Consider the following 24,124-nt stretch of genomic DNA (forward strand, 5'->3'; position numbering starts at 1 on the left):
AGTTAGCCTGCAAAGGAGGGAGTCAAGCATGATTACATTGACAGAAAAAGCCAGCTTGAAAGTAAAAGAGATGTTGGCAGCAGAAAACAAGCCCGGGATGTTTTTGCGGGTAGGTGTTCGACCTGGCGGTTGCAGCGGCTTTACGTATGGGATGGGCTGGGATCAGGAAATGAAGGAAGGCGACGAAACCTTCGAACAACACGGCGTGAAGATTGTTGTCGACAAGGACAGCTATCTATACATTAAAGGTACCGAGATTGATTACAAGGAATCGATGATGGGCGGCGGCTTTTCCATCGAAAATCCGAATGCCATCGCTTCTTGCGGCTGTGGGTCGTCCTTCAAGACCGCGCTGGCAAAAGGCAAAGAGGAAAAATGTGACGATTAAAATAGGGCTAGACTGTATGGGAAAAACCTCTTTGGTTCGTGTGGATCGAATGCACGAACCGAAGGGGGTTTTTTATTTGTGGCTATGTTAAAACGCCGTACAAGGAACCGTGGAAATGGACGAAACGTATTTCTTGTTCTCCGAAAAGGGCAAACGGAACATTGCCGATCGTAAGCCACGCAAAGGCGGCGGCAAAGCCAAATGTCGTGGTATTGGCATTGACCAAGCATGTGACGGGCAGTTTCGTTTAATGATTAAAAATAATATGCAGGAGATAATAGCGTAACTCCGAATTGTTAAATTACAAAAATATTAGAATTTTTCGTAGTTTACTATACTGTGATTTATCTGTACACATAAGGAGATAAAACTATGGACAAAAACAAATTGCTAAGAATGGACAATGTTGGCATCGTTGTAGAATCCCTTGATGACGCAATCGCTTTCTTCGAGGAGATTGGCTTGAGGCTCGAAGGGCGAGCTACTGTCGAAGGCGAATGGGCTGGTCGCGTAACCGGGCTAGGTTCGCAGTGTGTAGAGATTGCTATGATGGTTACTCCGGATGGCCACAGCCAAATTGAACTTTCGCGCTTTCTCACCCCACCCACTATATCAGACCACCGAACTGCTCCTGTAAATTCCCTCGGTTATCTACGCGTCATGTTCGCGGTTGAAGACATTGACGAAATGGTATCCAGACTCACTAAGCATGGTGCTCAGCTCGTTGGCGAAGTGGTTCAGTACAAGGACTCGTACCGGCTCTGCTACATTCGTGGAGTTGAAGGACTGCTGATCGGTTTGGCGGAACAGCTCGGCAATAAATAAGGGACGTTTAGTCGTGATGCATGAACTTTACTAACGGGTACGATAGCCCAATAAGCCGCCTCTTCCATGGGGCGGTTTTCTTATCGTAAAATATTTATTGCTTCCAGCATTTGTAACAAATGACCAAGCCCGCGCGTACTAACTACAAGCAGCTGCCGCATAGCTGCGATCTCTGTTCCTTTCAGAAGAGGAAAATCACAAGGAGTGAAGGACGTGGCGGAACGGTCACAGGAACAAAAAGCTTACCAGTGGTTGCTGCTGGGGGCTTTCGGAATCGGCTGTTTTGGCGATTTGCTGTTTTACGGCAAAAATTATGGCGTATCGTACCCGCTGTTTTTTATAGGAATGTATGCGCTGTTCGTATGGCAAGCCAAGCTGCATCAGAGACTGAGCTTTTCACGGGAAAACAAATACATCTGGCTTCTGTGTGTGCCGATCGGCATGTTGTCGCTTACGTTTGCGCTCTTTTCCAATGGCTACTTTCACTTGTTCAACTTCGTGCTGGTGCCGATGCTGTTTGTGCTGCAAACGATGCTTTTCACCGGGCGCCATAAAGCAAAATGGCATGAGATTATGTTTGTGGGAGAGCTATTGGAGATATTGGTTTACTATACGCCGAAGCATACACGGCTGCCGTTCATCATGATCAAAGGATCGGTCAAAGGCCGGATGAACCAGCGAAACTACGGCGTGTTGAAAAAAATCATGACCGGGCTCTTGATCTCCTTGCCGATTTTGCTCGTCGTGCTGACCTTGTTGTCACAAGCGGACCGCGTGTTTGGCCATTTTCTGAATGAATTTCCCGATATGCTGATTGATGTAGATTCAGTCGAAGGCATGTTTCGCCTGTTTGTGATCGGACTTGTTACGCTAGTAGTGTTTGGCTACATGTACTCCCTGTTTGGCAAACGGGCAGACACGGTGGAGCTTCCGCAGCCGCAAGAGCAGGAAAAGATCGTCTGGGACGGGATTATTTTGGTGACGATCCTGACGATTATTGATGCCGTGTACGCTGCTTTTACATACATCCAGATTTCGTATTTGTTCAGCGGAGCGAAAGCAGCTCTCCCGGAAGGACTGACGTACGCCGAGTATGCCAAAAACGGCTTCAACGAGCTGCTGACAGTGACGGTCATCAATTTCATCATCTTGCTTGCCACGCTGTATCTCGTATCGCGCAAAAATCGGCTGTTGTATCGCTGTGTACAAGTGTTGCTCACGCTGCTTACGGTCTGTACCAGCTTTATGCTCTTTTCGGCGTACTATCGGCTGTCGCTGTACGAAGCAGCTTATGGCTACACGCATACCCGTTTGCTCGCGCATCTGTTCATGATTTTTCTGCTGATCCTGTTTGCGATCGCCTTGTGGAAAATTTGGCGAGACAGCTTTTCGTTGTTCAAATATTACGCGCTCGTGACGCTCGCGAGCTACGTGCTTATCAACTACATCAACATGGACGTCATCATCGCCCAAAATAACCTAGAGCGCTATCGGGCAACGGGAAATATTGACGTCGAGTATTTGGGCAGGCTTTCGTACGATGTGGTGCCGTATTTGCAGGAATTGAAAGCGGACGAATCGTTGAAAGCAGCTGTGACGTATGAGCTGGAAAACAAATGGGCGGAACTGCGCGGAGAGTCGAGCTGGCAGTCGTTCAACTGGTCGAAGTACAGGGCGAAGCAGTACCTTCCCTAACCAAAAAGCAAAGCGGAGACGAGGGGCAGCTATCGTCTCCGCTTGCTTTTTTGGCGATAAAAAAAGAACAAGGCGATGACACAAAAGACGACCGCAACTGCGCCAGCGAAAGCGGGAAGCGTCCAGTCGCTTGCAGACGAAGGGGGCGGAGGGAGCGGAGCGCTTCCGGTTCCCAAGGCTTGCAAGTCTTCTGTCGCATCGGCGAGCAGGGTGGTGCGGGTGCAAATGTTTGTCTCCAGATCGCTGTGCTCCCAGTACGAGGCGTAGACAAGGTATTCGTCTCCCGGCTGAAAAGGAATGCCGCATCCGCCGCCCAAGCCACTCGTGACGACGAGCACCTGTGATTGCAAGGCCCCTTTCCAGACAGTCTGCACTTCAAACGTAACATCGAAGCCGATTCTTGCCGGGGTAGACGAAAAAGGCATTCTCACAGGCTCCTCGACGCGAAGCACTTTTCCGCTGAAGACGGCAGCAGATTGCCCCAGCGCTGTCACCGGATCGGGAGCAGGAGCACAACTGCAAGCCGCTGCCGGACTTGGGCTGAGCAAAGAGGTAACGATGACGGCGACAGCGAATAGCCAGTATGGTATGGCGCGAAACAGCATGGAAAATCACCCCCGGTATTTATTTGACGAGGGAAGAGGGAGAGTGTTCCAGTTGTGCCCAAAAAGCCCTTGCCGCTCTGAAAAAAAGAGCGAAGCAAGGGCTTTTATACGATACAGCAGGTTTATCCTATTAGCGCCGAGCGGCTGGCTTGATGTCGGCCGGGATTGGGCAGACGTAGGAGGTGCCGTCCAGCTTTTCTCGCAGCTCGGCTTTGGCCTCCGCGATTTTTTCCGGGTGAAGCAGGACGTCGATGGCGGTTGCGGCCATGACTTTGCCTGCGTGCAGCATTCCTTTGTGGCCGATCGACATGCCGCCTTGGGCTACGGCTTGCCACGAATGCAACTGGGTGCCCATCGCAAAGCACGTCGTTGAGCATTGGACAGTCGGAACGATCCAACTGACATCGCCCACATCAGTCGAGCCCGACATGAGTCTTGCTTGCGGAAGCAGAGGCAGGAGTACAGTGGAAAGCTCCTCGCTGCCCAACTGCTCTGTCAGCTTTTTACCGGATGCCCCCATGACTTTGGCAATCATGTTCAGATCGCTGCTTTTGTCCGACTCGGGAATCGTCTCGCGAATTTGGCGGGCGAAGTTCTGCTCTTCCTCGGTAAAAGCAGGGGTGCCCAACTGTTTGAAATTGTCGTACATGACGCGCTCCAGCGTCTGGTTCGGAATCAGGTTGGAGCATGCTTTGTCAAAAATGATGTCCACGGCCGTTTCCGTCATCATGGCCGCTCCCTGGGCAATCTTTCTGATCCGTTGATAAATTTCTTCGACCTGCTTCGCATGGGGAGCGCGGATCAAATAGAGCACGTCCGCTTCCGCCTGCACGACATTTGGCGAAAAGCCTCCCGAATTGGTAATCGCATAGTGCACGCGGGCTTCCGGGATGATGTGCTCGCGCAAGTAGTTGACCCCGATATTCATCAGCTCGACGGCATCGAGGGCGCTGCGGCCAAGGTGCGGTGCAGCCGCGGCGTGAGCAGCCTTGCCTTTGAACTTGAAGTACACCTGATAGTTGGCGAGGCTGCTGATCGACATGAGCGTGTTAAACGTTTGCGGATGCCAGCAAATCGCGTAGTCCGCATCGTCGAACAAACCTTCGCGAGCCATGTACGCTTTGCCGGAGCCGCCCTCTTCTGCCGGACAACCGTAGTAGCGCACGGTCCCTTCCAGTTGGTTTTCTTCCATATAATGGCGAATGGCGACTGCGGCAGCCAACGATCCTGTTCCGAGCAGATTGTGGCCGCAGCCGTGACCGTTTCCGCCTGGCTGGATCGGGGTGTGGGTAGCTGTTCCGCGTTCCTGACTTAGCCCGGAGAGAGCGTCGTACTCGCCCAAAATAGCGATCACCGGAGCACCGCTCCCATAGCTTCCGACAAAAGCCGTCTCGATTCCCGCCACGCCTTTTTCTACTGTGAAGCCTTCGTTTTCCAATGCCTCGCATAAAAGCTCTGCGGAGCGAAATTCTTCAAAGCGTGTTTCGGCAAACTCCCAAATCCGGTCGCTCACATGCGTGAACCATTCCTTTTTTTGCTCGATGATTTCAGAAATGCGTTGATGATAGGACATAATAACACCTCATTGTTCCATTCTTTTTTTGCATGCTGGCTTGCGCCGCGCGTACAGTCTGGCGCTAGTTGCCGACGGGAACCGAGCTGGCAGGTTCGCTCGTGGCTGGCGGTACTGTGCGAATCGTCATCCCGATAAAAAACGGAATGGCGACAGCGATGATCAAAAGCCAAAATGCTGCATCATAGGAGCCGTTGAACTGCTGGATCATGAAGCCCATGGCTGTCGGCGCGATCACTCCTGCGAGCTGCCCGCCGAGATAGATCAAGCCGGAAGCGGCACCGACAGAAGACGCGTCTATGTATTTGAGCGGCATCGTCAACGTAGTGGTAACAGCTGCGGCGAGACCGATATTGGCAATGGCCTGATAAAAGACAACCAGAGCGACGGTAGGAGCTTTCGACAAGAGATAAAGCGCTATGATGCCGATGAAAGAACCGATGACAATCAATAATTTTTCGCGGCCTACCATTCGTTTGTCCAACAGCCAGCCAGTGATGAGAACCGTCACAAAAGACAGAACGGCTGGAATCGCAGCCAATGCCCCCATGGCTACCATATCGAGATGGCGAACCTTGACCATGTAGGAAGGCATCCAGGACATCATGCCCCACGTTACCATGGAGATGCCGAAGTATATGGCCATCAGCTTCCAGAGCATGGAGATTTTCAAGAGCGAGCGGAGGGGCAGCTTATCCTTTTTCGTTGTTGCCATACTTTCTGCTGCTTTGGTTGGGTGTAAAAATTTGGCGTACAAAAGCGCTAAAAACAAGCCGAGAACACCGAGGATGACGAACATGATTTGCCAGCCGAAGTGTTGGGACAAGCTGGCGGCTACAAGCGTGGCGAGTACAGACCCGATGGTGGTGGCAGAGGTTAAGATGGACTTGGCCCTGGCCCGTTCATGCTGCGAAAAGCTTTCCGCTACCGCAACAGAGCTGGCGGAAGGATAGCTTCCCTCGCCGATTCCGAACAGAAAGCGGATGACGATGAGCGAGAGGAACGACCAGGCAGTACCTGTAAGGATCGTAAAAAGAGACCAGACGACGACGGAAACGAGAATGACTTTTCGCGAGCCGAATTTGTCGGCGAGACTGCCCCCGATCGGCTGCATGATCGCATAGCTCAGAAAAAAGCTGCTCAAAATCAGTCCGACCTGGGTTTCGGTCAGGCCAAATTCCTGGGAAATCGGGATCACGGCAACGTTGATGGCAACCTTGTCAAAGTAGTTGATAATCCAGCCGAGACAGAGAAGTCCGAGGACCAGGTACTTGTTCTTGCTGTTCGCTACTGCGCTTGTGTTCATCGTAAGGCCTCCTTGTTAGCGTTTTCATGGTTGGATGCGAATGGTGCAAAAAAACATCGGCGAGCAAGTCGGAAGGCAGCACACTCCTTTAAAAACTATTTTTGGACACTATAAAGACGATTTCTAAAAACAACTTTACGGCATTGTTTTGAACATTGCAAGTCTTTTCAAAATATTTTCAAAGAGGCGCAAATCTCCTATAATGACAAAAGAGTAAAGGGGGAATCTTTATGATCCGTTTGGGTGCTATCCTTGCCCAGCACTCGCAAAAAGAACTGGCATCTGTCCCCATGCGGGTTCAGGACAGCTGCGAGCTGGTCATGCTGCCCTATCATCGTCTGCATGAAACACCGACAATCTACAGGCAAAATCAGCAAAAAGTAGACGGTTTTGTCCTGACAGAGCTTGCGTATGCCTATTTGCTGCAAGAATGGGGAAGCTTCCCGATTCCGACATATACGCTTTCGATCAGCGAGCAAGAGTTTTACAAAAAGCTGTTTCAGCTCAGCCTGCGCAAACGCGATCTCGATTTTTCCAGAGTGTACATCGACTTTATTTTTGAGGCGAATCAGTACCTCGGATTGAAAGAAGTAGTCGGGGCAGACGCCATGCCGTACACGTTGTCTCCGGTGGAAGTGAACGACCAGATTTACGAGGCGGTGCTGGATGAGCATCTCCGCTTGTGGAAAGCAGGCAAAATCGACTTTTCCATGACGCGGATGAGCAACATCGTGCAAGATTTGACGGACCACGGAGTGCCGCATCAGTATGTGTTTCCTTCGCCGGAATCGGCCGCAGCGCAGTTTGAACAGATGGCTGCCGAACTGGCGGCGATCAAGCTGGCGGAGAGCCGGATTGCGATCGGGCATATCACGATCGGGGATGTCGAGGGGCAAAAGGAGAATCTCAACGAATGGGAACTGCGGCAAATGCTTCTGCACAAGTCACTTTTGGAGTTCAGTGCCGAGAAAAAAGTGCCGTTCATCATCCAGAAATCGGCTGCCAGCTTTGAGATCATCAGTTCATTCAAAGATTTGAAAATGCTGACGGACAACCTCACGCACTGTCTGTTACTCGCCTATTTGGAAAAGACGTTGCCGTTTCCCGTCCACGTCGGCTGGGGGGTGGGCAACAGCATGTACAAAGCAAGGATGAACGCCCAATCAGCGAACAGCATGTCTACAGCAGGCAAAACATCTGGCACGTACGTCGTAACAGACAGCGACCAGGTCATCGGGCCGTTGGGCGAGGAAACATGCTTGCAATACCGCAACCAGATCAACGACTACATTCAGCGGTTGAGCGAAGAGACAGACTTGTCTACCTTGCAGTTGCAAAAAATATTAGCGGTACTCGCGAAGACGGAAAGCAACGAGCTGACGGCGGACGAGCTGGCGTATCACCTCGGACTTACGGTGCGCAGCGCCAATCGCATCCTGAATCGCCTGGAGGAAAAAGGGGTCGCCAAAATTTTGTACAAAAAGCAAGAAAAGCTGCGGGGGCGCCCGACAAAGGTGTACCAAATCGAGTTGCCGGCGGAAGAGGACGGCCCGAAATAATAGACCGTTCAATAATTGGTAGCAATTTCGTCACGATTCAGTCACAGATTCCCAGATTTTGGACGGCTACTTTCCAGTAAGATGGAAGTGTAGAATCAAGTAGAAAGAAGGGGTCATTGTGAACAAGAAGTGGACTCTGTTGGTTTCGGCAGTTGCTTTTTCGGCGATGCTGATGACAGCATGCGGCGGCAAGGAGCAAGCGGCAAACACCAATTCTACAGAGGCTCCGGCGGCAGCGACGGATGGCAATGGAATCAACATCGAAGCTAGCAACTGGAAGTTCAACCAAGATGTTTATGAAGTAAAAGCAGGCGAAGAGTTTACGATCAATTTCAAGTCCACGGAAGGCTTCCATGGAATCGGAATTGAGGGCTTGGACGTCGATATTCAAAAAGACGGCAGCAAAACACTGAAAGTGGATAAAGCTGGCGAGTACAAAATTTTCTGCAACGTGATCTGCGGACCGGAACACGGCAACATGATCGCGAAACTGGTAGTCAAATAAATGCCAAACCCAAACACTCTGGCTCGCATTAGCGGGTTTGGGTGTTTTTTATTTTGCCGATCCACTTTGCTTTACAGGGCGATGACACATGTTTTCCCGCCTTTTGGCACAGATTAAGGAGGAAAAGTTTTCAAGCTTGCTTTCACGAATGGAGATGACAGCTTTGGAAAGAAAGACGTACTACGTCACCATGCAAGCGGGAACGACGGTTGCGGAAATTCGCGATGAAAAAGGCTCCTCCACCTATGATTTTGAGATCGAGGTAACAGACGTGGAGGTCGGCATGATGCGCGATCTGTTCAACAACTGTATTCACGGCGACTTCATGATGTGGATGCACGGGCATACACTCTGGTCGGACATGCCGGATCGGGACAATGACGAGTACGATGACAACTTGCGGGAAATTTATCGGTTGATCTACCAGCACGGTACGGCAAAAACGAAGCAAGATTTGGAGCAAATGGGGCTTGTGAAGCTGTTCGGTTTCGAGAGAGCGGGAATCCGGCCGCTGTAATCAGCCTGTTTGAGAAATTACACATTTTTACATATTTATCCGACAAGCTTGCCACAACCGCTGGGAACAATGACGACGAACAAGGCCAAAAAACGAGTGATGCCTTGAGGCGAGCGCCATGAGTCAAGCAAGGCGAAGGCGCAAAACGAGCGAAAAGGAGAGAACAGCATGAAAAAGTGGACAAACAGCGTGGTAGTAGCCGCAATCGCAGCGGGACTGGTATTGCCTGGTCTTGCACTGGCAGAGGAAACAACTCTCGCAACGACAGGGATGACGACAGCCAGTCGAACAGCACACAGCCACGGCGATCATGAGCGGGTGGACATCAAGGTTCGGCACGGGATGCACGGCAGCGCCCACCAAAAAATGTACATGCTGCTTTTGGCGGAAAAATATACGCCAGATAGTGTGGCCGAGTGGCAAGGAGTGTTCAAGGAACGGGAACGCCTGATGAACGAATTTGCGGCTTTGGGAGAAGACCCGAAATGGAAGGCGAAGCGCGAGGAGCGCAGGCAGCTTGTCAGCAAGCTGAATGAGCAGGTGAAAAAAGGCGAGATTACCAGTGAGCAAATGGAGCAGCAGCTGAAAGACTGGAGAGAGAAAAACATGGGCATGCCGGGCATGAAGGAAGATCGCGAAGCCAGAAAAGCCCGGATGGAAAAGATGAAAACGACGCACGAAGCGTTTGAAGCCGCGATTGAATCGGGGGATGCGGCGAAAATCAAGCAAGTGCTGCCGCAAATGCTGGAGCAGATGAAGGCAAAAAATACGGCGATGGCCCAGCGGCTGGAGCAGAAGAAAAAATAAGCGGATGAACGAGCAAAGGCGTGTGAACCAGGAAAATGGTTCGAACACGCCTTTTTGCTGCGAGACATTTTAGCGAGGACAATGACAGGCTACTGACTGCTTATAGCAAACGAGAGCAAGAACGGTCAAGTTAGCCTATTCTGTGTTACTCCGCTTTTAACTGATTCGGCTCAACAGCCTTCGCCATCCAGTGCTGATCGGTTTGGACGTGATTTTTGCGGACGAACTTCGCTGCGCTGTATTTGAAGTCAGCGTAGGCGAAGGAAGCGGTGAGCCGGACGACATAGCCTTCCTGCTCGCCGCCAAACACGGATTGCCGCGTATAGCAGGCCCGCACCTTTTCCTCGTCCCATGGGCCGCGATAGAGCACAGGCGGAGTCTGCAAACCAAGAAGCTCTGCCCATTCCAATGTATCGTCCCAACTGAGGCAGACGTTGCGGTCATCCCAGACGGAAAACAGGTAGAAGTAGCTCGACAACTCCTCATAAAAAATCGAATGCTTGGCAAACACGTTCTCCCCGCAAATGCGATAGCCGGGTGGAAGGTGGTGGGCAATCGAGCCGTGCAGCATTTTGATCCAGTGGCGGGACGGATGGTCGCGGCTGTCGATCGAACGGGCGTGCAAGTAGTCGCGGTACAAGCTGGTGTTTTCCCCGTCCAGCTTTTCTGTCACGACAATTTCTTTTCCAACAAAATGCCGGGTATCTCGCAAAATCCGATCGTCGTCGGTTTTGCTCCGGGACCAGGGCAGGTGAAAGGTGCGCGGATACTTTTGATAGTGGCTCGTCGACTTATTTTCCATAGTGATCCGCCTCTTTGAAAAAGTATAGCTTCGTCAGCATGTCTGCTCCGACCAGATGGTAAATCTCCGACGCGCCTTCATCGCCGCCGTAGGCAATTTTCATGTGCATTTCGATCAGAGCGGCGGCCCGGAAGACAAGCTCGTCGGCGAATCCCAGCTCTTTCAGGAAATGAACGGCAATCTGGCTCGACACGTATTCGTGCCCGTAGTAGCTGCTGTGGCCTTTGGCTTGCTTGAAAACTTTTGTATACAATTTTCCCACGTCGTGAAACAGCGCGACAATTTGCATCAGCAGCTTGTCGTCCTCTTCGTAAAAAGTATTGACGTAATCGAGGACGTGGTACGTATGCTTGCACAGCGTGTGCTGATGGTGCGGGTTGTCTTGCTGAAAATCTTTCATTTGCTGAAAATAAGCGATTCCGGACAAGGCGGCAAACAGCTCGTCGTAGCCGGGTTCGCTTTGCAAAAGGGCGATAAACGCCTCTTTAGTCATCGGGTACGGCACAGGCTCATGCAGCAGGTGGATGGCGGCAAAGCCTTCCTGGTGCAAAGGAATATGCAAGTTTTTATGGTATTTGGCGAGAACCAGCTCATCCAGCTTGCGTTTTCTCGCCTGATTTCGTTGCAGGCAAATTTCAAACGGAGTGCTCACGTAGTAGCATTCCGCCGTCGCGTGCGGGAATCGCTTCAGTACGCTCATCCGCTTGTCCCGATCGACATTGGTGGCGTCGAAGACAACGTCGCTTCCCGCAGCCAACGCTTGCTCGATACGGGCGTAAACCTCGTGGAAAACGAGCGGATTTTTCCGGCGCTTGGCTTCATCCCCGAACAGCTCTAACCGAACGGCATCCGTGGACACGAGCGTCGCCCGTTCTTTTTTGGCGATCAGCCCGGCTGCGCGGGTTTTGCCGCTTCCGGGAATGCCCACCATCATGATGAATTTATTCATAAAATGACGCTCCCCTCAAAAAGTGGTTCCAATAGACGAGTGCAGGGGGTCGACAATTTAACCGATTACATGATTTTTCCGTCCTTTAACAAATAATTCCTTATAGTATAGCGTGTTTTTGCAAAAAGGGAAGAAAAAAATCCCGCCTCTGCCGTGGGCGATAGCGGGATTGCTTACAGCATGTCGGGTGTCCATTCTTGAATGGCTACCGTTTGTGCCAGATGGCAAGTGCTGCACCAGCCGGTATGCAAGCACAGGTGCTTCTCGCGATCGGGGTAGCCGTTGTCCCATTTGGCGTCATCGATCTCCCGGTAAGGGCTGTAGTCGCCGTAAAAGTCGTACAGACGGCCTGCATCCGCAAGTGGCGTGTAGCATTGTGGGCAAGCTTGCGAGAGAGAAGCGAGCCCATTGCAAACCGGACAAAGATAATCCATGGTTTTCCCTCCAAAAACGTAAACGCTGGTTGTCGTTTTCTCTACTCTGCGTCAGAAGGAAAGCCGCTATGCATCCTGCCCGAAAGCTTCGCCGTCACGAAAAAATCCTTGCACCGCAAAAGAAAAGCGGCACAAGGATTGAATGCTTGCTGATTGTTGAATCAAGCTTTGAAGTTGTCCATGCTGGAGGAATGCCCTGGCTGCAATTTGGCATCCGGGTTGAAGTAGCCTACCGCATTGTTGACGGCCGTTGGCGCTTCCCCGAAGCCGACAGCAATCAGCTTGACTTTGCCCGGATAAGTCGCGATGTCTCCCGCCGCAAAAATGCCGGGAATGTTCGATTCCATGCGCGTGTTTACGACAATCGAACCTTTTTCCAGCTCCAATCCCCAGTTTTTGATCGGACCGAGCGAGGAGATGAAGCCGAAGTTGACGATGACGGCATCGACTTCCAGGTTGAGTTCTTCTTTCGTGGTGCAATTCGTCAGAGTCAGGCGTTCAATTTTTTCTTCTCCGTGAAGAGCGGATATTTCATAAGGTGTCGTGACGTTTACCTTGGACGACATGAGCATCTCTACGCTGTGCTCATGCGCACGGAACTTGTCTCTGCGGTGGATGAGATGGACTTCTTTGGCGATCGGTTCGAGCATCAAAGACCAGTCCAGTGCGGAATCTCCGCCGCCAATGACGGCGACGCGCTGCCCTTTGAAGGAGTTCAGGTCGGTGACGAAATAGTGCAGATTGGATTTTTCGTATTTGACGGCATCTGGGTGTTCCAGTCTGCGGGGTTCGAACGCACCTACGCCTGCCGTGATGATGACAGATTTTGCGTAGTGTACGCCTTTGTCCGTAGTGATTTCAAAAACGTCGTCCGCTTTTTTCTCTACGTTTTCCACTTTTTCTTCCAGACAAACGGTTTGCTGAAAACGTGAAAGCTGCTCCTTCAGGTTATTGATCAAATCTTGAGCCAATATCTTTGGGAACCCGGCTACATCGTAAATGTATTTTTCCGGATAGAGAGCTGACAGTTGCCCGCCAAGCTGGGGCATGCTCTCAATAATTTTCACACTTGCCTGCCTCATGCCACCGTAAAATGCAGTGAACAGTCCGGCAGGGCCTCCGCCAATGATCGTAATGTCGTAGATTTGCTCGTCCTTTTGCAGAAAATTCAATCGAAAGCACCTCCGAATATTCGAAAAACCGAACTCCTCACCCATTATAACCCAACAAAGGAAAGAAAAAAAAGCAGGGAAAAAAACGCCTCGATAGGCAAAAAACCCTTGCAAATCATGGTGGCAATCGATAAGATGAGGGTGACTGTAAAGAAATTGTCACATTTGTTTGTTTCTAAGTTTGTGCTTTTTTTCACAGGTTGGAACATATGACATAACAGGCAATTATTCCGATACGTCATTTTTATTCACTTGGGCATCTTACTTGGTAACAGCCTACGTGAAATTTCGCACAATCTTCCTCTGGTTACCATTAACAATGAATGGAAGGGATACCGATGAGTGCACCCAAAATCCTCATTCTTGGAGCGGGATACGGCGGCTTGCTGACCACGTTGCAGCTGCAAAAAAAGCTGAATTACAACGAAGCGGAAATCACGCTGGTGAACAAGCACAACTATCACTACATCACGACCTGGCTGCATGAGCCTGCTGCTGGCACGGCTTCTGCCGACCATGCGCGGGTGAGTCTGGAAGGAATCTTGAACCAGGACAAAGTCCAGTTCATCAAAGGAACGGTTCAGGCGATCGATCCGCAGGAGCAACATGTCACACTCGATAGCGGCGAAGTGCTGACCTACGATTATCTCGTGATCGGATTGGGCAGTGAACCGGAGACGTTCGGCATCGAAGGATTGAAAGAGCATGCGTTCAGCATTCGCAGCATCAACGCTGTCCGCCATATTCGCGAACATATCGAGTACATGTTTTCCAAATACAAAAACGAGCCGCATCGTACAGACTACCTGACTTTCGTTGTCGGGGGAGCGGGCTTTACGGGAATCGAGTTTTGCGGGGAGCTGGGCGACCGTCTGCCGGAGCTGTGCCAGGAGTTTGACGTGGACCCGGAGCTGGTCAAAGTATATTGCATCGAAGCGGCTCCATCTGCTTTGCCGGGCTTTGATCCCGAGCTGGTGCAGTACGCCATGGATGTGCTGGAGCGCAAAGGCATCGAGTTCAAAATCGGCACGCCGATCAAGCAGTGCACACCAGACGGCGTCCTTTTGGCAACCGGGGAAGAAATCAAGTCGAAAACGGTTGTCTGGGCAGCAGGTGTGCGCGGCAACAGCATCGTCGAAAAAGCTGGCTTCGAAGTCATGCGCGGCCGCGTCAAGGTAGATGAATATTTGCGCGCGCCGGGCTATGAAAATGTGTTCGTTGTCGGAGATTGCGCCCTGATTTTCAACGCAGAAGGCCGTCCGTACCCTCCGACAGCGCAAATCGCGGTTCAGGAAGGCGAGACGCTCGGAGAAAACCTCGCCGCGCTGATTCGTGGCGAGCTACCACAGAAGTTCGTCCCTCATCTGCAAGGAACGCTGGCTTCTCTCGGAAAAGGCGAGGGAATCGGCCAGGTCGGTTCGAAAAAGCTGTTTGGCAGCACAGCGGCGATGATGAAAAAGGCAAGCGATCTGCGCTACCTGTACAAAATCGGCGGGGTCGGCCTCGCCTTGAAAAAGGTAAAGCTGTAAGCGATGCGCCACGCGAGTATTCAGGTCAGAGGGCTTATGACCCGCGACGAAATGGAGCGGTACAATGCCATGATGGAAGTGGGCGCCTTTTTGGAAGAGCAAGGGCGGCACGACCTGGCTTGGCATGTCCAGCGTGAAATTGATATTCTCATCCTGCCTGCCATCGATCGGCTGAAGGAAAAAGGCCGCGAGAGGGATCGGGAAAATCTGCGCTACATGATTGACAACGGACTTTTGGACGACGATGATGAGTAATAGCTACCCCCGGTGAGCGAAACGCCGGGGGTTTCGTGTACATACGGTCAGGAAGGACAAAGCGAAAGGAAGCGAGCGAATGCGGGAAGGGAAAGTGTGGCTTGGCGCCTGCGGAATCGTCATCCGCGGCGAGGAGGCCCTGGTCGTCAAAAAGGCGTACAGCGGGTTGAAAGGGCAGTGGTCGTTTCCGGCCGGATTCGTACAGCAGGGCGAGACGGTAGACGAGGCAGCCGTGCGCGAGGTTTTGGAGGAAACCGGGATTGAAGCAGCCGTGCGGCAAGTAGCGGGTATCCGTTCCGGGGTCATTCGCGGGTCGATCAGCGACAACATGGTTGTGTTCTGGATGGACTATGTAAGCGGCGAACCGCGCCCGCAGGAGGGGGAAATCGTCGAAGCCCGATTTTTGCCGATTCCTGAGCTGATGGAAGATCCGCTGTCTTCTACATACTTGAAAATCATCCTGCCAGGCTACGCAAAACGGGAAAAAGGGATGGAAGGGCAATCCTATGAGATTGATCCTGTCTTTCAGTACACTTCCTATAAAATCTTCAAGCAAAGCTGAGAATGAAATAGCTAAGCCGCGATGTTTCCGCTTACATCGCGGTTTTTTCTGCTATATCGGAGAAAAACTGTGTTGTGAAAAAAGGCAGTGATCTGATATAGTTAGATACATCAAAATAATCTGAAAATACATGCAATTAACGAAGGAGCATGTATGGAGAAAGGGGAGCTCATCATGAGACATAACCAAGAACAATGCCCGTACTGCAATGGTCAAGGGTATTTCCAGCTGCTCCTGGGTGGCACGGAAAATTGCCCGAACTGTGAGGGCGTAGGAAAAGACGCTCATCAGGAGTCCGCATCCGCAAACAAATAGCCGATACTTGCCGTTGCATAGAGCAAGAGCCGTCAGAGAGCTGGCGGCTCTTTTCGTCTGCGCTTCGCAAGGCTGCACATATTGACCTGTATCTGCCATTTTTGCTACACTAAATAGCGAAAATAGCCCGTCCTCCCTTGATTTGCCAACCAGCCTTGGCAAAAGCCGGAGGCGATGGCAGGAGGTTTGGCGGTCGATGAGCTTATTGCAATTTATGGTTTCCATCGTTTTGTTCACCGTGCTCGGTTTTGGCATTGGGTTTATTTTAAACATGATTTTGAAAACGACGTGGCTTCCGGTTGTGATCGCGGTCGGCGTGGTCGTTGGCGCCCTCGTTTATCAAAAAATCGTTCCGGGTGTCTGGGACGCGATCATTCTCGGCTGTGGAATGGCAGGCACAGTGGGCAGCGGCTGGACGATTGCCACCCTGCGCAAAAAAGGATACCGGATGTTTTAACAGGCGGAAAACAGGTCTTGATTCAGGGGCCTGTTTTTCTTTTTTTCATCGTTTGCCAAAGCGGGAACATACAGAATGTTTCTGAAATCATCCAAAATTTGTGTATAGTTTCCTCCTCTTCGGGACATGACTAGAACCGAGAGGAGGTTTACCAAGAAATGAATGGGAAGCAGTTTGTAAGTATCCTCGCATTGTTCGTCCTCGTTTTGACGGCATTTGCAAGCGACGGATACGGCTACAACGTGGTAGGAGACCATAATCTTTCATCCACATTCGGAATCAAGGAAACCAAAGAGGGGCAACGGGTCGTAAAAAAACGGACAGTTTCGGCCAGCTCACTCACTCAAGTCATTGATAAAGCGGATGTATTCCTCGACCAATATCCGAAAGTTCGCGTCGTCGCAACCGGATACTATGCCGGGTTTGAATCGACCGGAAAGAACCCGTCTGATCCGTCCTACGGGATTACGTATTCGGGCGTAAAGGTTCGCCGGGACGATTACTCGACGATTGCAGCCGATCTGCGCATTTTTCCGCTGGGAACGGTCCTGTACATACCGGGCTACGGATACGGGGTTGTAGCGGACAAGGGCGGTGCCATTCGTGGCCACAAGATCGACCTGTACTTCGAGACCAAGCAGGATGTGTTCACCCAATGGGGCAAAAAATCACTCGATGTATATATCGTAAGACGCGGGGAAGGGAAGCTGACAGAAGCCTTTCTCAACAACCTGAACCAGAAGGGCATCGCGGCAATGGCTGAAGTGGCAAACTAGAGGTTTGCTGCGAGACAATGGAAAACAAAAAAACGTTCAAGGCGATGTGCTTTGAACGTTTTTTCATGCCGTGATTTATGTATGAATCAGCTTCACGAGCTGTTCCAGGCCATCGAGTATGCGCGGAGACGGGCGGCAATAAAGCCCTTCCTCCAGCAGGTGAACCTGGTCTTTTTGAATAGCCGTCATCTGGCTCCACTCTGGACGGCTCGTGATCGTTTCCCGCTTGATGCGCTTCAGTTCGATGCCGCACCAGACGACGCAAATATGATCAGGATCGCGCTCTTGCACCATCTCTCTGGTCGCTTTTACATTGGCGACAGGGAAGTCGGAGAATACGTTGACAGCACCGGCTATCTCGCTGACATCGGTCAGCCAGTTCGTTTGTCCGGGCGTATAGATCGGGTTCGGCCACCATTCCCAATACAGCTTGGGACGCTGCGTACAGGAAGCCGTCTGTTGTCGGATGCTTTCTATTCTTTCGTCAAAATGGGCGGCAAGCTGTTCCGCTTGCTTGTGAAAGCCTGTCGCCTCGCCGACCAGTCGGATGTCAGCGGCGATTTCGCCAATCCTTTGCGGGTTCAGCACGATATGCGAAAGCCCCAAGGCTTGCAATGCCTCCACATTTTTTTCCATTCCGGGAACGCTTAGCGAGGCGACGACCAGATCAGGCTGGAGTGCAGCCACCCGTTCCATGTCAATGGTCAGATCGGGACCGACGCGCGGCAGGTGCTGCCACTCCAAAGGCCAGTCGGAGTGATCGTCCAGCCCCACCACGTGCTCATGCAGGCCTAAATAATAGAGGATTTCCGTATTGCTCGGACAGATGGACACGATGCGCATGTGATTCCCCCCTGTGGAAACATCCTAAAAAAACGGCTGCACCAGCAATGCAATCATGATGCCCAGCCATCCGCCAATCAGCACTTCAATCGGCTGGTGTCCGAGCAGTTCTTTCAGCTTTTTCGCCTTTTCCTGGTTCGGGCGAACTTTTAACGATTTCATCCCTTCCAACAGGTGGTTAAATTCGTCCACCAGCTTGTTGAGGACGACGGCTTGCATGCCGGCATGCCGGCGAACGCCCGCAGCGTCGAACATGACGATCACGCCAAGAATGGCGGAGATAGCAAACATGTTGCTAGAAAAGCCTTCACGCAGTCCCACTGCGGTCGACAGAGCTGTCACGGCAGAAGAGTGGGAGCTGGGCATGCCGCCTGTGCTGAGCAACAGGGACCACTGCCATGTTTTCGTTGCGAAAAAATGGAGGGGAATTTTGATAAATTGGGCGATTCCTATGGCAAGCAGTGCAGCCCATAAGGGGAAGTTTTCAAAAATATCCGCCACGGAAAATCCATTCCTTTCTACTGTGCGCTTCTCTAGATTATTGTAACAGAAGGGCGTTGTCTTAATCCGTGAAGTTTTCATTTGGATTTTAAGCGCTGCCAATCTGTGGTACCATAAGGAAAGCTCCTGCTAGAGGGTCAGCCTGCAAGCCGCAGGCACTTCTTATCTAGGTAGCTTTTGCCATCAAGCAGGTGGAAAACGGAGGTGTGCATCCATGGGCTATCCCGTGCAGTATTTGCAGTTCATTGAAAAATTCAATGAAGGGGAGTTCTACGAATGCCACGATCTGCTGGAAGACATCTGGATGGAGGACAAGACCGACAAATTTTTGCAAGGCATGCTGCAATTGTCAGTCGGGTTGTACCATCTTGAATACGGCAACTTGAAAGGCGCTCGCTGGATGTTTGGCAATGCGCGGAAGTATTTGTCCCGCTACGGACCCGTGCATTGGGGGCTAGACGTAGAGGAAGTGCTTCGTTACATAGAGGACTGCGAGGCTGTGTTGCCGGATCGCGATGCGATTCCGTATGCAGAGGCGAAAGCCATGACGTTTCCATCCTTGCGCTTGCATGTAGACACATCGTGTTAAAACACAAATGTGCCCATAATTGTATCCTATCACAGCGAAAGAGGGAAGAGTATATGGAAGTAACCGTAGAAAAACGCTCACAGCTTGTGAGCTACGTATGTGATGAGCTGATCGTGCCGCTTTGGAAAGGGGAGCAGCTTTCCGAGGTGTACCCGGAACTGGAAGAAGCTTTCGCAGGCAGCCTCAGCGGCTTGCAGCAGGAAGGCGAAATCACGGGCGAGGCGAAAGAACTGACGGTCATTCATGGCTTGAACCGGATTGCCGCGAAAAAGCTGCTCATCGTCGGCATGGGCGATCCGGCCAAATTTGACTTTGTCGCTGCACGCAACGCATGGGGCCGGGCAGCCAAATCAGTCGTGTCCAAAGGAAACGCGAAAAACGTCGCAATCGATTTGCCGACAACCGGGCATTTGAGTGCCGAGCGTCTGTCCCAGGCAGTGACAGAGGCGTTCGGTCTGGCAGAATACAATTATGAAGGCTATCGTCAAAAAGCGAAGCGGGAATTTGCGCCAATCGCCACTGTGCGAATCTTGGCAGCGGACGATGCTGTAAGCGCTGTACAGGCTGGCGTGCTGCGGGGGAATGCGCTCGTTTCCGGTACGAATCTGGCGCGTACGCTCGTCAATGAGCCAGCCAACTACTTGACGCCGCGCGCTCTGAAGGACGCCGCTGTCGCTGTGGCAGAGCGTTACGGCATGACCGTGGAAGTTCTGGAGAAAGCCAAGCTGGAAGAGCTGGGCATGGGCGGAGTTCTCAGTGTCGCAAAAGGCAGCGAGCTGGAACCGTACGTCGTAGCCGTCAAATATCAGGGAAGAAAAACGTGGGATAACGTTATCGGCCTGGTTGGAAAAGGCGTTACTTTTGACACGGGCGGTATTTCCATCAAGCCGGTAGCGGGCATGGAAGACATGAAGTCGGATATGGGCGGCGCGGCTGCCATGATCGGCGCGCTGGAATCGCTGGGCCAAATGAAGCCGGAAGTAAACGTGCTCGCAGTCATTGGAACAGTGGAAAACATGCCGTCGGGCACAGCATTCCGTCCTGGCGACGTGATCACGACCATGAGCGGAAAAACGGTCGAGATCATCACGACAGATGCGGAAGGCCGCCTCGTTTTGGCCGATTGCATTACTTATGCAAAAGAGCAGGGAGTGTCGTGCATCGTAGACGCCGCCACGCTGACAGGCGGAATCGTCGTTGCGCTCGGACATTACTGCTCCGGGGCAATGACGAACGACAAGGCGCTCATGGATGAGCTTTTGCAAGCAGCGGACGTTGCTGGCGAACGCCTGTGGCAGCTCCCGACCTTCGAGGAGTACCGCAGCCTGAACAAGAGCCGCTTTGCCGACCTGAAAAACTCGGGCGGACGTTACGGCCACGGCATCATCGGCGGCGTTTTCCTCCAGGAGTTCGTCGGCGAGACACCATGGGTACACCTGGACATCGCTGGCACAGCGTACACGGCCACAACGGGCGACATGCAGCCAGCTGGCGGTACAGGCGTCATGACGCGCACGATTGCCGAATTTGTAGCAAGCCGCAGCCAATCCTAAACACGAAAAGGAGTGCATTGACATGAGCCAAAATCCTAGCAACGAAGTTCGCCGCCAAATGTTGGAGGATGCGAAGACGATCGCTGTAGTAGGACTGTCCAACAAACCGGATCGCACCAGTTACATGGTCGCACAGGCCATGCAAAATGTCGGCTACCGCATCATTCCGGTCAACCCGGTTATTGCCGGGGAAACGGTACTGGGCGAAAAAGTCGTTTCCAGCCTGGCAGAAATCGATCAGCCTGTGGACATCGTCAACGTTTTCCGCAAAAGCGAAGACATTTTGCCTGTCGCAGAAGACGCCCTGAAAATGCAACAGAAGCCGAAAGTGTTCTGGATGCAGCAAGGGATTGCCAATGAAGAGGCGGCGAACCAAGTTCGCGCCGAAGGCATCGAAGTCGTGCAAGATATGTGCATCAAGGTAGACCATGCGCTGCTGCGCGTTGGCAAGTAAGATTTTTTCTTTTTGCTTCTCTTTGGAAGGCGGGGATGACGTCAAATCGTCATGCGCCCTATGACCTGAGCTAACACTCGTGTTGCAACGGTTGGTACAACGGGATGCTACCTTGCGAAAAGGCAAAGGGCCTCCGCTCTCACATGGCGGGGGTCTTTTTGCAGCATGAGCAGGTTCGGTTCGGGCTGGTTTTCGGGGGAAACGCGCTGGAGGCTTACTTGGTATGTGGTACGGCGCTGGCCCACGCTTTGCAGGCGCTGCACTTTTGCCGTCATTTTTTCTTGCACGTTATCGCTTTCGCTGGATATGATAAGAAAAAGCAGGACAAGCGGACAAAGACAGCAAGGAGTGGGCCTATGTTTATCCATCCATCGACAGACACCAAGCGCGACCGTATCCCCCCGAACCAGAAGCAGACGACGGGTTTTCCCGTACTTCACTACGGAGATGTTCCAGAGTACACGGACCTGTCCACCGAGTGGAACTTCCGCCTGTTCGGCTTGGTCGAGGAAGAAGTCACACTGACGTACGAACAAATGATGGCGCTGCCGACAGGCGAAGTGACGAACGACATTCACTGCGTCACAGGCTGGAGCAAGCTGGACAACGAGTGGCAGGGCATCCCGGTAGAAGAAGTGCTGAAGCTCGTGAAAATAAAGCCGGAAGCCAAGTACGTCATGCTGCACGCCGAGCACGGCTGGACAGTGAACATGCCTTTGGCCGACTTCACGAAAGCAGGCAACCTGTTCGCCAACAAACACAACGGCGAGAACCTGACCCCCGAACACGGCTGGCCGCTGCGCTTCGTCATCCCGCACCTCTACTTCTGGAAAAGCGCGAAGTGGGTGCGCGGCATCGAGTTTATGGAGAAGGACAGGCAGGGATTTTGGGAGAAGAATGGATACAACATGTATGGAGATCCTTGGCTTCAACAACGTTACGCTTGGGATTAATTACCAATAAAAGGAGGCGAAAATTCGCCTCCTAATATCCTCCTCTCTATTTTCAGGTGAAAAGTAACACCCTCCAAAGAAATATTACCTCATTTGTCCTATTTTGGCGATATATGGAATACAACGACATCTCGATATTAGTCTAAGTAAAGAAGAGACTTTTCTATTTTCTGGGACAATTGTATGATTTGTAGAAAGAGAGAGTGAGAACGTGGTATATCACAATTTGAAAGAAATTTTTATTCAAAAAATGGGTGTGCCTGTACTCTTTCCTGTATTTCCGAGGCCAATGGATTCTCAAATTCTTTTTACCCATTCACTGACTCGCAAAGTAATGGAAGTACACTCTGGTCTGTATTGTCGACTTGATCTGCAGTTAAAAAATGTAAAAAGATGCGATGGAGTTTCTAAAAACTAGTGGTGTCAATGTAGAAGACAAAATACTGATGAATGGGTTTTCAGCTTCTGGTAAGTTTGTGACTCGGTTTACACTAATGCATCCTGAGATGGTGCAAGCAGTTGCCGCCGGAGGAGTAAACGCTATCTTAACTTTACCGTTGGAGTCTTTGGATGGCGAACGCATACGCTACCCAGTGGGGGTATCTGATCTTGCTAATTTAACCGGAAAAGTCTTTGATTTTCCCCAATACGCAAGAGTTCCCCATTTTGTATTCATGGGAAGTTTAGATATAAATGATCAAGTTCAAATCAAATATGCTCCAGAAACTTTTGATATCCAGGACATTGAATTAATTTACAACCTAATTGGTGAGAAAATGATGCCCGATCGGTGGATGAAAACACAAATTATATTTAGCCAATTAGGTTGTAATAGAGTTTCCTTCAAGACTTACGAAGGAGTCGACCATAGATATGTTTCCGAAATCATTGATGGCTTGATTAATTTCTTTACTGCTAATACTCAATATGAATAGGAAGACGCTCCACAAAAAAAGTGGGGCTTTTCTTTTTGTCATCCATCATAAGACAGGAATAAACGCTCGTGTAAAGGTGAGAGAATAGAGATCAAATTTAGCCCTAGATTGTGTAACGACAGCTCGTGTAACGACTCATGGAGGATAAGAAACGGATTTACAATAGTTGGTGGAAGCAGACATGGTCGTGTCAGGTACCGCATATGTATTGATACTTGCGGGGAGCGTAATTGAAAAAAAGAGTAAGGATTCGAGCTGACTCCTGTTTATTCATACTGAGCGTGCATGATTTTACAAAATTTTATTTTTGATTCGACATGTTTTTACAACATTTTCAATTAATTACCATTATTATGAGTAAGAGAATATTGATTTGAGGTGATATTATCAAAAAAATTCTCTTGGTTATACTTCTTGGGCTGTTGGCATTCAGTTTTTTTGATCTTGACGTTAGCATGGGAATAAGTAAAAAGGTTTCTGTAGTTATCACAGTTGCGGTTGTTGCTTGGATGACTTATCTGGACTATAAGGGTGGAGGAAAGACGAGTGAAAAAAAATAAAATAACTAAATCGTTACTAGCAGTTGCATTGACTACAGCTTTTCTATTTACTGGATACTCTCCGGTAGCGATGCCTAGTGTTCATGCAGCAGAACAAACTATTGACCAAAGTTTTGATGTACTACTTGAAATTGCAAAATCAGATTTGGAAGAAAAGACCTTTGTCAAGAATGGTGTAGTTGTAAATGGGTATAGCAACTACAAAGAAGCGGGAGTCAGCCAAGAGGCGTTTGAAGAATTTGAAAAGATTGTTAGTTATGCAAATAAGGAAATCAAAAAAGGGAACATGGTTGTTGGCAAGAACATTTTAGATACAAAAGCAGACATTATTAACACAAATTCGAGTAAAGCTTGCAGTTCTAAGAATTCAACCAACAACATAAAACCTATGGCGCTTTATTATGATTACCACATTAGTGCAAGTAAAGCCACAAAGATTGGAAAAGCGTTAGCTGCGGGTATCGGAGCTGCTGCACTAGCTTCTGAATTTGGCCTGCCAGCTGCTGTAGCTGCGGTACTCACTGCTTTATACGGAGCAAATGAGTTGTGCAATTGGGATGGTAATGGGTATACCATTTACTACATAATTACTCCTATCCCTGCGGGCTACTGTGTACCAGATTGATTATTAATTTAATATCAGACTGACAAAAAGGCCCCTTCAATTGTGAACTGTGACCTGAGAAATGGACAGTATTTGAAAAG

At 50.6% G+C, this 24,124-nt stretch carries 28 protein-coding genes and 1 pseudogene; 20 read left to right on the top strand and 9 right to left on the bottom strand.

The annotated features are described in order from the left end of the window. Window positions 1-28: 28 nt before the first annotated feature. From erpA to IRJ17_RS09940, 4 genes and pseudogenes are all read left to right on the top strand, one after another. Window positions 29-388 carry an iron-sulfur cluster insertion protein ErpA gene (gene erpA, locus IRJ17_RS09925; protein WP_063227403.1) on the top strand — a complete coding sequence of 120 codons (360 nt, stop codon included), beginning with the start codon at window positions 29-31 and terminating at the stop codon, window positions 386-388. 100 nt (window positions 389-488) lie between these two features. Beyond that, a pseudogene (locus IRJ17_RS09930) lies at window positions 489-620 on the top strand (IS1595 family transposase); the annotation flags it as partial. Between the two features lie 140 nt (window positions 621-760). Then, window positions 761-1,213 (top strand): VOC family protein, encoded by a 453-nt coding sequence (locus IRJ17_RS09935; protein WP_242774484.1) that lies wholly within the window; start codon window positions 761-763, stop codon window positions 1,211-1,213. A gap of 213 nt (window positions 1,214-1,426) precedes the next feature. Beyond that, complete coding sequence (locus IRJ17_RS09940) at window positions 1,427-2,908, top strand: DUF4153 domain-containing protein (RefSeq protein ID WP_242774486.1); 1,482 nt, start codon at window positions 1,427-1,429, stop codon at window positions 2,906-2,908. Window positions 2,909-2,937: 29 nt separating this feature from the next. Here IRJ17_RS09940 and IRJ17_RS09945 read toward each other — a convergent pair whose 3' ends face one another. The 3 genes from IRJ17_RS09945 to IRJ17_RS09955 all read right to left on the bottom strand — a co-directional run bounded on the left by IRJ17_RS09945 (window position 2,938) and on the right by IRJ17_RS09955 (window position 6,392). Then, window positions 2,938-3,513 (bottom strand): hypothetical protein, encoded by a 576-nt coding sequence (locus IRJ17_RS09945; protein ID WP_173597509.1) that lies wholly within the window; start codon window positions 3,511-3,513, stop codon window positions 2,938-2,940. A 130-nt stretch (window positions 3,514-3,643) separates the two neighbouring features. Beyond that, a complete protein-coding gene (locus IRJ17_RS09950) occupies window positions 3,644-5,086 on the bottom strand; it encodes a M20 family metallopeptidase (protein ID WP_217365778.1) in 1,443 nt (480 codons plus the stop codon). 64 nt (window positions 5,087-5,150) lie between these two features. Continuing rightward, window positions 5,151-6,392: an MFS transporter gene (locus tag IRJ17_RS09955; protein WP_122964530.1), complete on the bottom strand. Its 1,242-nt coding sequence runs from the start codon at window positions 6,390-6,392 to the stop codon at window positions 5,151-5,153. 230 nt (window positions 6,393-6,622) lie between these two features. Between IRJ17_RS09955 and IRJ17_RS09960 the strand changes: the two genes are divergently transcribed. The 4 genes from IRJ17_RS09960 (at window position 6,623) to IRJ17_RS09975 (ending at window position 9,780) form a co-directional block, all read left to right on the top strand. Further along, window positions 6,623-7,951 carry a helix-turn-helix domain-containing protein gene (locus IRJ17_RS09960; protein WP_122964531.1) on the top strand — a complete coding sequence of 443 codons (1,329 nt, stop codon included), beginning with the start codon at window positions 6,623-6,625 and terminating at the stop codon, window positions 7,949-7,951. Between the two features lie 118 nt (window positions 7,952-8,069). Then, entirely contained in the window at window positions 8,070-8,456 is a 387-nt protein-coding gene (locus IRJ17_RS09965) for a cupredoxin domain-containing protein (RefSeq protein ID WP_063227407.1), read from the top strand. A gap of 154 nt (window positions 8,457-8,610) precedes the next feature. Continuing rightward, entirely contained in the window at window positions 8,611-8,973 is a 363-nt protein-coding gene (locus tag IRJ17_RS09970; RefSeq protein WP_122964745.1) for a hypothetical protein, read from the top strand. 168 nt (window positions 8,974-9,141) lie between these two features. Next, on the top strand, window positions 9,142-9,780 hold the full coding sequence (locus IRJ17_RS09975; protein WP_122964532.1) for a hypothetical protein: 639 nt from the start codon (window positions 9,142-9,144) through the stop codon (window positions 9,778-9,780). Between the two features lie 145 nt (window positions 9,781-9,925). Here IRJ17_RS09975 and IRJ17_RS09980 read toward each other — a convergent pair whose 3' ends face one another. The 4 genes from IRJ17_RS09980 to IRJ17_RS09995 form a co-directional block, all read right to left on the bottom strand. Continuing rightward, entirely contained in the window at window positions 9,926-10,582 is a 657-nt protein-coding gene (locus tag IRJ17_RS09980; protein WP_122964533.1) for an RNA ligase family protein, read from the bottom strand. After that, window positions 10,572-11,531 (bottom strand): AAA family ATPase, encoded by a 960-nt coding sequence (locus tag IRJ17_RS09985; RefSeq protein WP_173597512.1) that lies wholly within the window; start codon window positions 11,529-11,531, stop codon window positions 10,572-10,574. The genes IRJ17_RS09980 and IRJ17_RS09985 overlap by 11 nt, the downstream gene beginning before the upstream one ends. Window positions 11,532-11,704: 173 nt before the next feature. Next, on the bottom strand, window positions 11,705-11,965 hold the full coding sequence (locus IRJ17_RS09990; protein WP_242774489.1) for a hypothetical protein: 261 nt from the start codon (window positions 11,963-11,965) through the stop codon (window positions 11,705-11,707). Window positions 11,966-12,126: 161 nt separating this feature from the next. Beyond that, window positions 12,127-13,137, bottom strand: coding sequence for an NAD(P)/FAD-dependent oxidoreductase (locus tag IRJ17_RS09995; RefSeq protein WP_122964535.1), 1,011 nt, complete (start codon window positions 13,135-13,137; stop codon window positions 12,127-12,129). Window positions 13,138-13,475: 338 nt separating this feature from the next. Between IRJ17_RS09995 and IRJ17_RS10000 the strand changes: the two genes are divergently transcribed. The 6 genes from IRJ17_RS10000 to IRJ17_RS10025 all read left to right on the top strand — a co-directional run bounded on the left by IRJ17_RS10000 (window position 13,476) and on the right by IRJ17_RS10025 (window position 17,031). Further along, entirely contained in the window at window positions 13,476-14,666 is a 1,191-nt protein-coding gene (locus tag IRJ17_RS10000; protein WP_173597513.1) for an NAD(P)/FAD-dependent oxidoreductase, read from the top strand. A 3-nt stretch (window positions 14,667-14,669) separates the two neighbouring features. Next, window positions 14,670-14,921, top strand: coding sequence for a hypothetical protein (locus IRJ17_RS10005; protein WP_122964538.1), 252 nt, complete (start codon window positions 14,670-14,672; stop codon window positions 14,919-14,921). A 79-nt stretch (window positions 14,922-15,000) separates the two neighbouring features. Continuing rightward, window positions 15,001-15,483 (top strand): NUDIX domain-containing protein, encoded by a 483-nt coding sequence (locus IRJ17_RS10010; protein ID WP_122964539.1) that lies wholly within the window; start codon window positions 15,001-15,003, stop codon window positions 15,481-15,483. A 153-nt stretch (window positions 15,484-15,636) separates the two neighbouring features. Then, window positions 15,637-15,798, top strand: coding sequence for a YuiA family protein (locus IRJ17_RS10015; protein ID WP_167470299.1), 162 nt, complete (start codon window positions 15,637-15,639; stop codon window positions 15,796-15,798). Between the two features lie 196 nt (window positions 15,799-15,994). Further along, a complete protein-coding gene (locus IRJ17_RS10020) occupies window positions 15,995-16,255 on the top strand; it encodes a YuiB family protein (RefSeq protein WP_063227416.1) in 261 nt (86 codons plus the stop codon). Window positions 16,256-16,413: 158 nt separating this feature from the next. Then, window positions 16,414-17,031, top strand: coding sequence for a 3D domain-containing protein (locus IRJ17_RS10025; protein WP_122964540.1), 618 nt, complete (start codon window positions 16,414-16,416; stop codon window positions 17,029-17,031). Between the two features lie 75 nt (window positions 17,032-17,106). Here IRJ17_RS10025 and IRJ17_RS10030 read toward each other — a convergent pair whose 3' ends face one another. After that, complete coding sequence (locus IRJ17_RS10030) at window positions 17,107-17,874, bottom strand: cobalamin-binding protein (RefSeq protein ID WP_122964541.1); 768 nt, start codon at window positions 17,872-17,874, stop codon at window positions 17,107-17,109. A 24-nt stretch (window positions 17,875-17,898) separates the two neighbouring features. After that, window positions 17,899-18,375, bottom strand: a complete 477-nt coding sequence (locus tag IRJ17_RS10035; RefSeq protein ID WP_063227419.1) for a divergent PAP2 family protein — start codon at window positions 18,373-18,375, stop codon at window positions 17,899-17,901. A 214-nt stretch (window positions 18,376-18,589) separates the two neighbouring features. Between IRJ17_RS10035 and IRJ17_RS10040 the strand changes: the two genes are divergently transcribed. From IRJ17_RS10040 to IRJ17_RS10065, 6 genes are all read left to right on the top strand, one after another. Further along, entirely contained in the window at window positions 18,590-18,964 is a 375-nt protein-coding gene (locus tag IRJ17_RS10040) for a DUF309 domain-containing protein (protein WP_122964542.1), read from the top strand. A gap of 53 nt (window positions 18,965-19,017) precedes the next feature. Further along, entirely contained in the window at window positions 19,018-20,517 is a 1,500-nt protein-coding gene (locus IRJ17_RS10045; RefSeq protein ID WP_122964543.1) for a leucyl aminopeptidase, read from the top strand. Between the two features lie 22 nt (window positions 20,518-20,539). Continuing rightward, on the top strand, window positions 20,540-20,971 hold the full coding sequence (locus tag IRJ17_RS10050) for a CoA-binding protein (RefSeq protein ID WP_173597515.1): 432 nt from the start codon (window positions 20,540-20,542) through the stop codon (window positions 20,969-20,971). A 356-nt stretch (window positions 20,972-21,327) separates the two neighbouring features. Then, a complete protein-coding gene (locus IRJ17_RS10055) occupies window positions 21,328-21,924 on the top strand; it encodes a sulfite oxidase-like oxidoreductase (RefSeq protein ID WP_173599614.1) in 597 nt (198 codons plus the stop codon). Between the two features lie 446 nt (window positions 21,925-22,370). Further along, a complete protein-coding gene (locus tag IRJ17_RS10060) occupies window positions 22,371-22,859 on the top strand; it encodes a hypothetical protein (RefSeq protein WP_242774491.1) in 489 nt (162 codons plus the stop codon). A 546-nt stretch (window positions 22,860-23,405) separates the two neighbouring features. After that, the gene (locus IRJ17_RS10065; protein WP_122964547.1) at window positions 23,406-24,044 is read left to right on the top strand and encodes a hypothetical protein; all 639 of its coding nucleotides are present in this window, start codon (window positions 23,406-23,408) and stop codon (window positions 24,042-24,044) included. Window positions 24,045-24,124 lie beyond the last annotated feature (80 nt).

Source organism: Brevibacillus parabrevis (assembly GCF_022701015.1).
In the GTDB taxonomy this organism is placed as follows: Bacteria; Bacillota; Bacilli; order Brevibacillales; family Brevibacillaceae; genus Brevibacillus; species Brevibacillus parabrevis.

Bases quoted from the DNA above. Each gene is read 5' to 3' on its own strand.
- IRJ17_RS10000 (WP_173597513.1), top strand. From the start codon at position 13,476: ATGAGTGCACCCAAAATCCTCATTCTTGGAGCGGGATACGGCGGCTTG.
- IRJ17_RS10020 (WP_063227416.1), top strand. From the start codon at position 15,995: ATGAGCTTATTGCAATTTATGGTTTCCATCGTTTTGTTCACCGTGCTC.
- IRJ17_RS10055 (WP_173599614.1), top strand. From the start codon at position 21,328: ATGTTTATCCATCCATCGACAGACACCAAGCGCGACCGTATCCCCCCG.
- IRJ17_RS09945 (WP_173597509.1), bottom strand. From the start codon at position 3,513: ATGCTGTTTCGCGCCATACCATACTGGCTATTCGCTGTCGCCGTCATC.
- IRJ17_RS10005 (WP_122964538.1), top strand. From the start codon at position 14,670: ATGCGCCACGCGAGTATTCAGGTCAGAGGGCTTATGACCCGCGACGAA.
- IRJ17_RS10045 (WP_122964543.1), top strand. From the start codon at position 19,018: ATGGAAGTAACCGTAGAAAAACGCTCACAGCTTGTGAGCTACGTATGT.
- IRJ17_RS09955 (WP_122964530.1), bottom strand. From the start codon at position 6,392: ATGAACACAAGCGCAGTAGCGAACAGCAAGAACAAGTACCTGGTCCTC.
- IRJ17_RS10030 (WP_122964541.1), bottom strand. From the start codon at position 17,874: ATGCGCATCGTGTCCATCTGTCCGAGCAATACGGAAATCCTCTATTAT.
- IRJ17_RS09960 (WP_122964531.1), top strand. From the start codon at position 6,623: ATGATCCGTTTGGGTGCTATCCTTGCCCAGCACTCGCAAAAAGAACTG.
- IRJ17_RS10050 (WP_173597515.1), top strand. From the start codon at position 20,540: ATGAGCCAAAATCCTAGCAACGAAGTTCGCCGCCAAATGTTGGAGGAT.
- IRJ17_RS09950 (WP_217365778.1), bottom strand. From the start codon at position 5,086: ATGTCCTATCATCAACGCATTTCTGAAATCATCGAGCAAAAAAAGGAA.
- IRJ17_RS09975 (WP_122964532.1), top strand. From the start codon at position 9,142: ATGAAAAAGTGGACAAACAGCGTGGTAGTAGCCGCAATCGCAGCGGGA.
- IRJ17_RS09935 (WP_242774484.1), top strand. From the start codon at position 761: ATGGACAAAAACAAATTGCTAAGAATGGACAATGTTGGCATCGTTGTA.
- IRJ17_RS09970 (WP_122964745.1), top strand. From the start codon at position 8,611: ATGACAGCTTTGGAAAGAAAGACGTACTACGTCACCATGCAAGCGGGA.
- erpA (WP_063227403.1), top strand. From the start codon at position 29: ATGATTACATTGACAGAAAAAGCCAGCTTGAAAGTAAAAGAGATGTTG.
- IRJ17_RS09980 (WP_122964533.1), bottom strand. From the start codon at position 10,582: ATGGAAAATAAGTCGACGAGCCACTATCAAAAGTATCCGCGCACCTTT.
- IRJ17_RS10060 (WP_242774491.1), top strand. From the start codon at position 22,371: ATGAATGGGTTTTCAGCTTCTGGTAAGTTTGTGACTCGGTTTACACTA.
- IRJ17_RS09985 (WP_173597512.1), bottom strand. From the start codon at position 11,531: ATGAATAAATTCATCATGATGGTGGGCATTCCCGGAAGCGGCAAAACC.
- IRJ17_RS10040 (WP_122964542.1), top strand. From the start codon at position 18,590: ATGGGCTATCCCGTGCAGTATTTGCAGTTCATTGAAAAATTCAATGAA.
- IRJ17_RS10010 (WP_122964539.1), top strand. From the start codon at position 15,001: ATGCGGGAAGGGAAAGTGTGGCTTGGCGCCTGCGGAATCGTCATCCGC.
- IRJ17_RS10015 (WP_167470299.1), top strand. From the start codon at position 15,637: ATGGAGAAAGGGGAGCTCATCATGAGACATAACCAAGAACAATGCCCG.
- IRJ17_RS10025 (WP_122964540.1), top strand. From the start codon at position 16,414: ATGAATGGGAAGCAGTTTGTAAGTATCCTCGCATTGTTCGTCCTCGTT.
- IRJ17_RS09990 (WP_242774489.1), bottom strand. From the start codon at position 11,965: ATGGATTATCTTTGTCCGGTTTGCAATGGGCTCGCTTCTCTCTCGCAA.